A 13,079-nucleotide genomic window follows, 5' to 3' on the forward strand; every position below is an offset into this window, starting at 1 on the left:
CATGAGCGAGACCAAGAAAACTCCCGTCCTCGTCACCGGCGGCGCTGGCTATATTGGTAGCCATGCTGTGCTCGCGCTGAAAGATGCGGGCTGGCCGGTTGCGGTCATCGACAACCTCACCACAGGCTTTCGCTTTGCGGTCCCCGAGGATGTGCCCTTCTACCAGGGGGATATTGCCGACGCCGCCCTCCTCGCACGCATTTTCGCAGAGCAGGGCATGGGCGGCGGGAGAGGCGCAATCATGCATTTCGCCGGGTCGATAATCGTGCCCGAAAGCGTCGAGAACCCGCTCAAGTACTATCACAACAACACCGCAAAGAGCGCCGCATTGGCAGAGGCCGCAGTGACAGCAGGCGTGCCGCATTTCATTTTTTCCTCAACCGCTGCGACTTACGGCATCCCGGAAAGCTCCCCGATCAGCGAGGATAGCCCGAAGCAGCCGATCAATCCCTATGGCTGGACCAAGCTGATGACGGAGCAGATGCTCTCTGACGTGTCGAAGGCGCATCCAATGAACCATTGCGCGTTGCGGTACTTCAACGTCGCGGGTGCCGATCCGCAGGCACGCAGCGGGCAATCGACCGCTGGCGCAACGCATCTGATCAAGGTCGCGGTCGAAGCGGCACTGGGCAAGCGCGACCATGTCAGCGTGTTCGGGACCGACTACGACACGCCTGACGGGACCGGCGTGCGGGACTATATCCACGTCGCCGATCTCGCAAACGCCCATGTACTGGCGCTGGAAGCGCTGATTGAGCAGCCCGAACGCTCGCTGACGATGAACTGCGGTTATGGCCGCGGCTTTTCAGTCCTCGAAGTGCTCGACGCGGTCGATCGGGTCACCAACCAGCCTCTGGACCGCCGGATCGAAGGCCGCCGCGCTGGCGACCCGGATTCGCTGGTATCCGACCCTTCGCGGATCAGAGCAACGGTGCCCTGGCAGCCGCAACATGACGATCTGGAAACGATCATCGCCCACGCGCTGCAATGGGAGCGCCGCCTGAGCGAACTGCGGGGGGAAGCCTAAGCCCTCTTAGGGCCGAACCCTCCGCCCGTTGGCGTCACGATTTCCACGCTATCGCCCGGGAAAACCTGCGCCTCACCGCAGCCCGTCAGATCCTCGCGCGAGCCATCTGCGCGCAAGATCGAATTGCGCCCGATCCGTCCGGCCTCACCGCCCATCAGGCCTACTGGCGCAACCCGGCGATGGTCTGACAGGATCGCGCACTCCATGTCCTCGAGGAAGCGGATGCGGCGAGTGATTCCGTCGCCTGCATTCCACTCGCCCTTCCCGCCAGAACCGCGATCGATCCGGAACTCGTCAAGCATCACCGGAAAGCGGTGCTCCAGTACTTCCGGATCGGTGAGGCGTGTGTTGGTCATATGCGTATGAACTGCCGCCGCCCCGTCAAAGCCGGGTCCTGCCGGCGCGCCGGAACAGATCGTCTCGTAATACTGGTAACGCGCATTGCCGAACGTGAGGTTGTTCATCGTGCCTTGCGCGGTGCCGAGCTTGCCCAAAGCGGCGAACAGGCAGTCAGTCACCGCCTGGCTTGTCTCCACATTGCCCGCAACGACCGCCGCCGGAAACCTGGGATTGAGCAAGGAACCTTCGGGAATGACCAGTTCTAGCGGCCTCATGCACCCCGCGTTCAAAGGAATGTCGTCCGCGATCAGGCAACGGAACACGTAAAGCACCGCCGCCTGCACCACCGCGCGCGGCGCGTTGAAGGCACTGTCGGTCTGCTCGCTCGTGCCGGTGAAGTCGATCCGCGCTGTCCCTGCCTCGCGATCCGTCGCGACGGAGACCCTTATGACCGCGCTGCTATCGAGCTCCAGCGCAAATGCGCCCCCATCCAGCTCAGCGACCAGTCTGCGGACACAGCTTTCCGCATTGTCCTGGATGTGCCCCATATAGGCATGGACAGTGGCGACACCATGCTGCGCAACGAGCTTGCGCAGCTCGCTCACGCCCGCCTGATTGGCAGCTGTCTGTGCCATCAGGTCCGCAATATTCTGCGGGATATTGCGCGCTGGATAAGGCGCATCGGCAAACACGCGCTCGATCCTTTCGCTCATGAAAGTGCCTTGCTCGACCAGCTTCAAATTCTCCAGCAGCACGCCTTCTTCATGGATTGTGCGTCCGCGCGGAGACATCGAACCGGGCGAAATCCCGCCGACATCCTCGTGATGCGCGCGGCTTGCAACGAAGAACAGGATCTGCTCCTCGGCCTCGTCAAAAACTGGTGTCACAACAGTAATATCGGGCAGATGCGAGCCGCCATTGTGTGGGTTGTTCTGGACGAAAACATCGCCCGGTTGGATAGATTGACCACTGGCGAGGATGGTCTTTACGCTCGCATCCATTGAACCGAGATGGACCGGAACATGCGGCGCGTTGGCGACGAGATCGCCCGTGCTGTCGAAAATCGCACAGGAGAAATCGAGCCGCTCCTTCACATTGACCGATTGCGATGTGTTGCGCAGGACAATGCCCATTTGCTCGGCGATCGACATGAACAGATTGTTGAACTTCTCGAGCGTCACCGGATCACATTCGGTTACGTCATCCAGCTCGTTTGCGAGCTGCGCCTTGCGCGTCAGCAGCAAATGACCCTTCTCGCTGATCGTACCGCTCCAGCCACATTCAATCACATTGGTTCCGGTCGGCTCGATCAGGATTGCCGGCCCAGTAATCGCGCACCCCGGCGCAAGAGCCTGCGCGCCGTAGACAGACGCATTATGCCAGGAGCCTTGCGCATAGATCGCACGCGTCGCCAGTGGCGTCGGATCAGCGGTTGCTGGCGGGACAGGAGCAGTATTGCGCTCAGCGGGGGCCGCGCTCTCGCTTTGCACGATCAGTGTGTCGAACAGTACCACCTTCTCAGGCGCAACGAACCCAAAGGCGCGGGCATGGGACGCTTCGAACTGCGCGCGCATGGTTGCAGCGTCAGCTAGCGGGACTTCAATGCTGGTTTCCGTCCCCTGATAACGCAGCAAACCCAGCGCATTATGGGTCACTTCCTCAATATCAACGCCTTGGGCTTCAAGATCGTGGATGTTGCTGTTGCGAAGGCGCTCGCACTCTTCGTGAACGCGGCGTATCAGGGCATCATCGAGCGGCTTGCCGAGGACCACTTGCTGCTCTGTGCCAATCCCAGCGAGGCCCATGCCATAGGCTGACAGGACCCCGGCGAGCGGGTGGAGCAAAATGCGCGAAATGCCCAGCCGGTCTGCCACAGCGCAGGCATGCTGACCGCCAGCACCGCCAAAGCAATTGAGCACATAATCACGCAAATCATGGCCGCGCGCGATGGAGATTTGCTTGATTGCCTGCGCCATGTGCTGCGTTGCAATGTCGAGGAAACCTTCAGCGACATCTTCGGCGCTGCGCCCGTCATCGAGCTCGGCTGCGATGGTCTCGAACCTGGCCCTCGCTGCATTGATCTCGAGAGGCTCGTTCTGCCCCGGCCCGAAGATCGCTGGGAAGAAATCAGCCTGCAGCCTGCCGGTCACGAGATTGGCATCGGTGACTGCGAGCGGCCCACCGCGGCGATAGCAGGCAGGGCCAGGGTCGGCACCCGCCGATTCCGGCCCAACCCGGAACCGCCCGCCATCATAGCGCAGGATCGAGCCACCGCCTGCAGCAACGGTATGGATGCTGAGCATCGGCACGCGCATCCGAACCCCGGCGACTTCGGTCTCATACGCTTTCTCGAACGTGCCGGCGTAATGTGAAACGTCTGTTGACGTGCCTCCCATATCAAAACCGATGACCTTGTCGAACCCGGCCTGCTCTGCCGTTGCGACACTGCCGACCACTCCGCCTGCAGGGCCGGACAGGATCGCATCGCGTCCCCGAAACAGGTTTGCATCGGTCAGCCCGCCAGACGACTGCATGAACAGCACTTGGCCCGGCTCGGGCGGCTCATCAAAGGCTGCGGAAATGCGGTCAACATAGCGCCGCAGGACTGGAGAGAGATACGCGTCCACAACTGTGGTCTCACCGCGCGGAACGAGCTTGGTCAGCGGGCTGACGTCATGGCTGGCGGAAACCTGCGTGAAACCGATTCCGCGCGCAATTTCAGCCACCCGGGCTTCATGCGCTGTGTGCTTGTAGCCATGCATCAGGACAATCGCGATGGCGCGGAACCCGTAGCCGAAGGCCGCCTGCAGTTCCTCGCGCAGGCGCTCTTCATCGAGGGGAAGCTCGACCGTCCCGTCATCGCGTACCCGCTCGGCAACTTCGATCACATGGTCGTAAAGCAGCGCGGGCTTCTCGATTTTCAGCGCGAAAGTCTTTGGCCGAGCCTGCGTCCCGATTTCCAGCACATCGCCCAGCCCCTTCGTGACCGCGAGTAGCGTGCGTTCCCCCTTGCGCTCCAGCAGCGCATTGGTGGCAACCGTGGTGCCCATCTTGATCGCGCCGATCCGACTCTGGGGGATCGGTTCGCCCGGCGCACGGCCAAGAGACTGGCGGATAGCATGGAGTGCGGCATCCTCGTAACTGTCTGGATTCTCAGAGAGGTATTTGGCGGTATGGAGCGCGCCATGCGGATCGCGCGCGACCACATCCGTGAAAGTGCCTCCACGGTCGATCCAGAAGCTCCATTGCTCGCCTGTGCTCACTGTGCGTCGTCGCCCATCGCCATCCACCGCGTTAGTGAAGCAGGACACCTGGCGATGCAATGACAGAGGAAATTCACGTCATAACAAAGCGCTCGACCGGCTTCCGATCGCGCTGTATCGGCACCAGTGATCATTCACATAAAGCGAACGATGTAATGCTGAATTACAACCATTTACGATATTTCTGGGCTGTCGCCAAGGAAGGCCACCTCACCCGCGCAGCTGAACGCCTCAATGTTTCGCAATCGGCCTTGTCTGCGCAAATCAGGAAGCTGGAAGAACAACTCGGTCATGCCCTGTTCGAGCGACGCGGCAGAGGCCTCGTCCTCAGTTCGGCCGGGCAGGTCGCCATGGCCTATTGCGACACGATCTTTGCGCATGGAGAGGCCTTGCAACGGCGTCTCAAGGATGGCGGCCAGGATAGTCAGCCGGTCTTGCGCGTCGGCGCGATCTCGACCCTGTCACGCAATTTCCAGCTGAGCCTGCTGCGCCCGCTCCTCGCTGACCAGTCGCACCGTGTGGTGATCCGTTCCGGCTCGATTGCGGAATTGCTTGCAGCTCTGGAAGCGCATGTCATCGACATGGTGTTGGTGAACCAGGTCCCTTTGCGCGATTCAGCGACCCGCTGGACAGCGCGCGTTCTCGACCAGCAGCCGGTCAGCCTGATTGGAACGCCAAGGCGAGTGGCAGGGCGTTCCGACTACGCCGAGTTGCTCACCAGCGAGCCCTTGCTGCTGCCGAGCGGCGACAGTGGCCACCGCAACGATATCGACCTGATTGCTGAGAGGTTGCCCAGTCCTCTCAACATCGCGGCTGAAGTCGATGACATGGCTATGCTGCGCCTGTTAGCGCGCGAAGATGCCGGTCTCGCAGTCTTGCCGCCGATTGTCGTGCACGACGAACTTGCTTCAGGCCAACTGGTCGAGGCCTGCCAGCTTCCTGGAATTGTCGAAGAATTCAGCGTCATCACGATGAAGGAACGGTTCGCGCATCCAGCATTGGATGCGCTCTTGAAGACTTGAAAGCCAGACTGAATCATTCGTAAATAACGAATGATTTATCCCAAACAATATATTTTACCTCACTCTGACCGCCCCCTAGATGCGCCGGGAATTCCCGATCGTCGCAACAGGGGTTTCCCGTAATGGACCTACTCGCCAATTTCGCCAGCAGCTTCCTTTCGCAGCTGCAATCGCCCACCCTCGCTTTCCTAATTGGCGGGATGGTCATTGCCGCGAGCGGGAGCAAGCTCGCCATTCCTGATGCGGTTTACCGCTTCATCATCTTCGTCTTGCTGATGAGCATTGGCCTCCATGGCGGGATGGAAATTCGTGAAGCAGACTTTGCTGCACTCGCTCTGCCCGCGCTCTTTGCGGCTCTGATTGGCGTGATGATTGTGCTGCTCGGCGTGGTAACACTGGGCAAGCTCCCGGGTGTGAAACGCGACGATGCTTATGCTACTGCGGGGTTGTTCGGTGCAGTCAGCGCCTCCACGCTCGCTGCAGCGATGGTCGCGCTTGACGAGCGGCAAATCCCGTTCGAGGCCTGGGCTCCGGCGCTCTATCCCTTCATGGATATCCCGGCGCTGATCCTCGCGATCGTGCTCGCCAGCCTCGCCAAGGCGCGCCAGAGCGGCGAAAAAGCAGCGAAGGTAGGCGTCTGGTCAATCATCAAGGAGTCTCTTCAAGGGTCCGCATTGTCTGCCCTGCTCCTCGGTCTTGCCATCGGGCTGCTGGCCAACCCCGGCCCGGTTTACGAGGGCTTTTACGATCTGCTCTTCCGCGGCTTCCTCTCCGTCTTGATGCTGGTCATGGGCATGGAAGCCTGGGCGCGGCTCACGGAACTGCGCAAGGTCGCGCACTGGTATGCGGCCTACGCCTTCGCTGCCCCGATCGCCCACGGTCTGATCGGTTTCGCGCTCGGCTATGTCGCCCATGTGACGGTGGGCTTCAGCCCGGGCGGAGTGATCATCCTCGCGGTCATCGCCGCCTCCAACTCAGATATCTCCGGCCCGCCGACCCTTCGGGCAGGTATACCCGGCGCGAACCCTTCCGCCTTCATCGGGGCATCCACCAGCGTCGGGACGCCCGTTGCGATCGCGATCTGCGTCCCGCTATTCGTCGCGCTTGCCGAAATCGTGTTCGGATTGTGAGCGCTGCGCTAGACCCTGTTTCAGACAAAGGAACCTGACCATGGCCACACCTGCCACCACTGTCACCATCATAGCCGAGCGGCTGCTCCAGTCGAAGATCGTCCGCCTGCTCGAGGAAACCGGCGCTTCGGGCTACACCGTCGTCGAAGGCAGCGGCAAGGGACATCACCTGACCCGCACGCATGAACGCCCATCGCTGGTGCGCGACTTCGACATTGTGAGGATCGAGTTCGTGATGACCGATGGCGAACATGCACGGGAGATCGCCCAACAGATCGCCGACACCTTCTTCAAGGAATATTCGGGAATAATCTACATCTCACCGGTCGAGGTTCTGCGCCCCGAACTGTTCTGATGAAGCATCGATCTGATGGAGCAACCGGCTATCAGGCCTATGCTACCCGCAATGCTGGACGAGCAGCAGGGGCCGCGATCTCAGCGCTGTTCCGGGGTTCGGGGCGTCCGATATGATAGCCCTGGAAGCAAGCACAGCCGAGTTCTTGCAGCAATTGCAGCTGCTCTTCGGCCTCAATCCCCTCAGCGGTGACGTCAATCTTGAGCGAACCTGCAAGCGAGACGATTGCAGAGACGATGGCTTCGCTCCTGCGGGAGCCCAGCGCTGCCTGCTGGACGAAGCTGCGGTCGATCTTGATCATGGAGAAACGGATCTTCTCGATATAGCCAAGCGAGGAATAGCCGCGCCCGAAGTCATCCAGAGCAAAGCAGACCCCCAGCTTGTCGAGGCTAGCAAGCAGACCATCGAGCTCGTCGTCCATCTCCAGCAGCATGGACTCCGTGACTTCAAGCACGAGGCGTTCAGCAGCAAGTCCGCTTGATGCAAGCGCTTCGACCAAAGTGCCCAGGAATGCGTTGGTTGAAAGCTGAAGTGCCGAGATATTGACGTTGAGCTTGATATGTTCGGGCCAAGTCGCCGCTTCCTTGCAAGCAGAGCGAAGGAGCCATGCCCCCAGGCTTTCGATCAGCAGCGTCTCTTCAGCGATCGGAATAAATACGTCTGGCGGAATTTCACCTCGAACCGGATGGTTCCAACGCATTAGCGCTTCGTAGAACTGAACTTGACGCTCAGCGCCGCGCACGATCGGCTGGTAGTGGATCGACAGTTCGCCATTCTTGAGGGCTTCGGACAGATCGTTCTCAAGCTCGGCCTTCTCTTCCAGCTTCATTCGCATATGGGCTGAATACACGACCGCCGTACCTCGGCCCCGGCCCTTGGCCTCGTAGAGCGCAAGGTCCGCATCAGTCATCATTCCGCTGTTGGTGTCGGCATCCTCGCCAATGACAGCAATGCCAATGGAAGCCCCGACATTCATCTCGAAACCGTCAATTTCGAACGGCTCGCTTACCTGCGCGATCAGTGCGTGTGCGATCGGTAGTGCTTCAACTGCATTGGCAATGTCTGGCAGGATGATCGCGAATTCATCCCCGCCGAGCCGGCCCATAATGCCGTTCTCGCCAACCACCGTGCGAAAACGCTCGCGCAGCATCGCCAGCAACTGGTCCCCAGCTGCGTGGCCGTAGACGTCATTGACCTGCTTGAAGCGGTCGAGATCCACAAGCATCAGGATGCTTGGAGATCCCCCGCTCGCATGGAGCGCAAGCTGCCGGTCCAGCAATTCGCTGAAATAGTCACGCGAGTAGAGGCTGGTGAGGCTATCATGCTGAGTGACGAACGTGAGTTTCTCGTTCGCTTCCTTGATCGCCGAGCGGCTGCGATTGACGTTACGCAGAACAAACAGCGTGCCGACGACGGCCAGGATTGAGAACAGAATGCCCAGCGTCAACAGGATCACCTGGTTCTGCTGATCGCGAAGTTCGACGTCCTTGGCCTGCTTTTCCGCCGACAAACGGACGATGCGCGCTTCGCGCTCGGCTGCGTCGAATTGCGCAGCAAGAATGGCGTTGTTGGCCTTGGCCGAAAGGTCGCGAGCCTGGCTGTCCAAGCGGCTGAAGGCCTCCATGTGGTCCGCCGCCAGGCGAAAATTGCCCAGTCCCCGGTAGACCTTGTAAGCTGTCTCGTGAAAATCGCGAAAGAATGGCGACGTAGTGCTGAGATCCTGGCCAGCAAAGGTGCGGGAAAGAAAGCCTTCCGCTTGAATCAGATTGCCTCTTTCGAACGCGACCTGGCTGCGCACTCCGTAGAGGAACGGCGCCCAGGACTCGCCGCCTGCGCGGGCCAGAGCAAGGCCCTCGGCTGCGCTCTCATCTGCAGCCGCAAGACGCCCCCGCAACAGCTGCGTCGACGCGATGTTATTGATGATCCGCGCTTCCAGCAGCGGGCTTTGCATCCGCTTTGCCAACCTCAGGGCAGTGCGGAATTCTTCTTCTGCCTCTTCCAGACGCCCCAGCTCTTTCAGAGCGTTGCCCTTGTTGTTGTGTGCCGACAGCGATAGCGCCACGTCATCGGGATAGATCGCGTTCGCTTCCCGGTAATAACGCAGCACTCGTGCATAGTCACGAGCGTCAGAATAGAGCGAACCGATATTCTGAAGTGCAAGCGCTGCACTGCGCTTCTCGCCCAGATCGGTGTAACGCTCATGCGCTTTCAGGAACGCATTCAGCGCGGCACCATAATCGCTTGTGGCCGCGGCAATCGACCCATAAGAGCGCAGCAGGTCTGCATAGAGCTTTGATTTTGGGAGCTTTTGCTCGGCTTCACGCAGGGCAGCATCCGCAATATCCGCCGCCTCATCCGCGCGGTTGAGGCGCAAGAGCGCTTCCGCTTCAAGCCAGTTCGCAGTCAGTCGGGCTTCGTCGGCCTCTGCGCCAGATCCGTTGACGAACCTGGCAGCCGAGCGGGCGTGATTAAGCGCCGCCGCGGAATCAGCCATCATCGACGACTTTGCCTTCTCGATCTGCGCGTCGAACCGCTCTCCCTGTGCAGCAGGGAGACCAGGCATGAGAGTGACTGCGGCAATCGCGGACACTCCGACCAGCAATGAGCGAGCTTTGCGCTTTAGACCCACGTGCCCCCCCTAGAGTTCGTTTTTGCTTCTATCGGCCACGAGTTAAGACCTAATTTACGGGCAAAGTGGTGCCTTTCCGCCGCCGATCAGAATCTCCAGCCAATGTTCGCGCCGACCACAAAGGATTCCTCCTCGCCCGGATTGCCTTCGCTCAGATAATGACCAAACAAGCCGAATTGAGTCGAATTGCCGAGCTTCGCGCCATAGATGACTTCCCCGGAAAGACGCCGCTTAGTGCCGAGGTCGATGCTCTGCGTGACCGGACCTGTCTCGCCAGTCTGACGATCAATGACCGCAAGCGAGGTGAACTCGATAGTGCCGGCTTCGACGCTGAGAGGCTGAGCGAAGGAGACACGTAGCTTGTCATTCTCACCGAACACGCGGTTCTTGCTGAGCGAAATTTGTCCTGCAGTTGAGAAGATATCCTGTCCTGCATTGAAAACCTGATCGTTGCGAGTGTCCGTCCGCGCACCGGTGCCCGAAAGATCGAACGCGAGACCGCCGCCCAGATCGACATGTGCTGAAACAGAGACTGCGTTCGTTACAGTGCCCTGGTCCAGGCCACCTGGCAGGGTTGACTGCACGCCAAGCAGCGCCTCGTCTTCGCGCAGTCGAGTCCACTGGCCGTTGATCGAGATCGCTGGAGAAAGCTTGTGCTCGAGCGAAAGCGTCATGGCCGATGCTGTGTGCGGTTTGAGCGCACGCAAAGCGAAACGTTCTGCATCAGAAATACCAGGCACTTCGTCAGCGGTCCGGCGGTTTTCGGTGAAGCCCACGCTCACCGTAGTCTGTTTGCCGAGCTTATAGCTGGCTTCCATGAATGCCTCGCCAGAAGCGAAGCCGAGGATTGGGTTTACACCGCCGCTAAAACGATCGGAGTCCTGGACAAGACCGAAGCCTTTGCCGCCATTCAACGCCATCGCTCCTTCGCCATGCCCGACGGTCAGCGACAGCTTTCCGCTTGGATCTTGGAGCGTTGCAGCGCTGTGGACGAGGTCAATCAGACCATCCTCGGTGAAGCGCGGCATAACCGCGTCATAGCGCAGTGCCCAACCGCTCGAGAGGTCGCGCTGGTCAGAATTGACCTGAGAGATACCGACGATGCCGTCACCATCGCTATCGCTGCCACCCGATTTCAGCCAATTGGTGAAACGTGCTGAAACGAAGTCCTGCAAATACAGCCAGTCACCCAATGCGTTTGTGCGCTTACCGTAAGTAGCTGACGACATTGGTACTGCGAAGTCACGATGCGTGTTGCCGATCTTCTCGAACATCGTGAAGAAAACGCTACTGGTTTCCCACCAGGACTGCACGCCATTGGCAGCGAGGTTTGAGGCGCTCTGATTCGAGCTGCGATAGCCCTTGCCCTTCAGTTGGTAGAGCGTGAACTCGAGAGAGTTGAAATCGAGCGGGGACTGCGATGCAGTAACATCGAGCAAACCCCAGCCATAAACCGGATCAACCCCTGGCGCGCCAAGATCTCGTGCCGAGCGGAAGACAATTTCCGTGGTCTCATGCGGGTGGTCCGCCAGCCACGGCCAGCGGTCATGCAGCAGCGTGATAGCGCCTGATACCAGCGGTGCAGCAAATGAGGTGCCGGAGCGGCGGATAACGCCGCCTTGCCCGTCAGAAACCAGAAGCAGTTCGCCGGGCGCAACGATGAAGTGGTTCATCAGCTCGTTGCCAGCATAGCATACGCCATTGTCCAGCAAGCATGCGTCCCCGGGTGTGTTGGAGAAGCCGGAGATATTACCCATCGGATCGACCGATCCCACAAATATCACTGCCGTGTCGCTGTGCGATTGCGTAATCACAGGATATCCCAGCAGCATCGCCAATTGCGGATCCATCGTCGGATCGAGCAAGCTGTAGGATGTTGTCGTCATGCCCCATTCGACATCTGTCGTTTGTGCGATGCCATCATTACCGGCAGCGACAACATAGACAGTGGAATTGTTGAACAGAGAAATATCCCTACGCTGGAAAACATCCGCCAAGCCTTGCGAGGCGACTGCACCCGCCTCACCCAGTGAGAGGTTGATTACGCTCGCCCGTGTTCCCGTGCCAAGGAAACTGTTCAGCAGCGTGCTTCCTTTGATTGCCCAAATTCCGGCAGCTATATCATCCCAAGTGGCCGTGCCATCGAGCGCGAATGGGTTATAAGCGGTGATGGTTGCATTGGGAGCGATACCCATGATGTCCTGGCCGTCATGAGCGCCGGCAATCAAGCTGGCGACGCCAGCGCCATGCCCGTTCAGATCGGTCGAGGAGCCGCCGCTCCAGATCAGGTTGTTGGCCAGATCGCCGGTAGCGCCAAAATCAGAGTCAATAATGCCAACGACTGCCCGATTATAAGCACCCTGAATATGCGTAACCGCCGGATTCCAGTTGATCGTTGCCATCCAGTGATCGACCTGATCGAAACCCGAATATTGCATCAGGCTGTCATGCCAGTCGACATAGAACGCGGCACGCTGCGCCATGGTCCAGTTCGCCAGCGATGCCGGATCATTGATGTCGATCCCGTGCCGTTCGAGCACTGCTTGCGCGAAGCTTTGCATAAAGGTGCCGCCTTCAGCGGCCTTGACGCGCGCGCCGAACTGTTGCTCTGAGGCTGAAATGAGAGCGAGCAGGTCCGTGCGGATCGCATTCAGCGCGGTCAGGTCACCGCCTGCCGCTTCCCATGCTGCATCTGTTTGCAGCCAGCTCCTCGTTCTGGTGCTCCAGAAATCACCGACGGATGCCATGTAGGCAGCGTCGAATGCAACGATATCACGCCAGAAGGCATTGATGTCACCCCAGAACGCATTGATGTTGCCGTAGAAGGGGTTGATGTCGCGGTAGAACGGATTGATGTCGCGATAGAAGGGGTTGATGTCGCGGTAGAACGGATTGATGTCGCGGTAAAAGGCATTGATATCCCTATAGAAGGGATTGATGTCACGATAGGTCGGATTGAGCTGATCTGCGGTCACCGTAAAAGGCGTTACCAGCGAGCCTTCTGCACCCTCTGCAAGCTGACGCGCTTCCTCCGAGCCGAGCACGGCAAGCGCCGTTTCCTGCGATGTGATCGCGGAAGGCTGTTCAACTGACACATCATTGGGTGCCCCGTCAGTCGTATCCTGCGCAAATGCGACGCTGGGGATCGTTGCAGCGATCGCCAAAGTCGCGGTGCGAAGTGTGAGGTGCGTCTTCATAACTCATTCCCAAATCAATATCAGGAGCGTGATGGCTCCAATTCGATGGAACGTGTTCTACCCGAGCACCTGCTCAAACGAGGTTTAGTCCAATAGTTAATTTAGTAAGAATTTCTC

At 59.4% G+C, this 13,079-nt stretch carries 7 protein-coding genes; 4 read left to right on the plus strand and 3 right to left on the minus strand.

The window, feature by feature from the left end; all coding sequences use genetic code 11:
• Position 1 precedes the first annotated feature (1 nt).
• Entirely contained in the window at positions 2-1,027 is a 1,026-nt protein-coding gene (gene galE / locus ACG9DO_RS14585; protein ID WP_394729190.1) for a UDP-glucose 4-epimerase GalE, read from the plus strand.
• Here the strand turns inward: galE and ACG9DO_RS14590 are convergent.
• The gene (locus ACG9DO_RS14590) at positions 1,024-4,677 is read right to left on the minus strand and encodes a hydantoinase B/oxoprolinase family protein (protein WP_394729192.1); all 3,654 of its coding nucleotides are present in this window, start codon (positions 4,675-4,677) and stop codon (positions 1,024-1,026) included. The two genes, galE and ACG9DO_RS14590, sit on opposite strands and share 4 nt — an antisense overlap.
• 11 nt (positions 4,678-4,688) lie before the next feature.
• Between ACG9DO_RS14590 and ACG9DO_RS14595 the strand changes: the two genes are divergently transcribed.
• The 3 genes from ACG9DO_RS14595 to ACG9DO_RS14605 all read left to right on the plus strand — a co-directional run bounded on the left by ACG9DO_RS14595 (position 4,689) and on the right by ACG9DO_RS14605 (position 7,136).
• Complete coding sequence (locus ACG9DO_RS14595) at positions 4,689-5,651, plus strand: LysR family transcriptional regulator (protein ID WP_394729194.1); 963 nt, start codon at positions 4,689-4,691, stop codon at positions 5,649-5,651.
• Positions 5,652-5,773: 122 nt separating this feature from the next.
• Complete coding sequence (locus ACG9DO_RS14600) at positions 5,774-6,781, plus strand: sodium-dependent bicarbonate transport family permease (RefSeq protein WP_394729196.1); 1,008 nt, start codon at positions 5,774-5,776, stop codon at positions 6,779-6,781.
• A gap of 40 nt (positions 6,782-6,821) precedes the next feature.
• Positions 6,822-7,136 carry a P-II family nitrogen regulator gene (locus tag ACG9DO_RS14605; RefSeq protein WP_394729198.1) on the plus strand — a complete coding sequence of 105 codons (315 nt, stop codon included), beginning with the start codon at positions 6,822-6,824 and terminating at the stop codon, positions 7,134-7,136.
• 37 nt (positions 7,137-7,173) lie between these two features.
• Here ACG9DO_RS14605 and ACG9DO_RS14610 read toward each other — a convergent pair whose 3' ends face one another.
• Both ACG9DO_RS14610 and ACG9DO_RS14615 read right to left on the minus strand, forming a co-directional pair.
• Positions 7,174-9,699, minus strand: a complete 2,526-nt coding sequence (locus tag ACG9DO_RS14610) for an EAL domain-containing protein (protein ID WP_394729200.1) — start codon at positions 9,697-9,699, stop codon at positions 7,174-7,176.
• 152 nt (positions 9,700-9,851) lie between these two features.
• A complete protein-coding gene (locus ACG9DO_RS14615) occupies positions 9,852-12,962 on the minus strand; it encodes a S8 family peptidase (protein ID WP_394729202.1) in 3,111 nt (1,036 codons plus the stop codon).
• Positions 12,963-13,079: the final 117 nt, after the last annotated feature.

The organism is Altererythrobacter sp. GH1-8 (assembly GCF_043702085.1).
Classification (GTDB): domain Bacteria; phylum Pseudomonadota; class Alphaproteobacteria; order Sphingomonadales; family Sphingomonadaceae; genus Erythrobacter.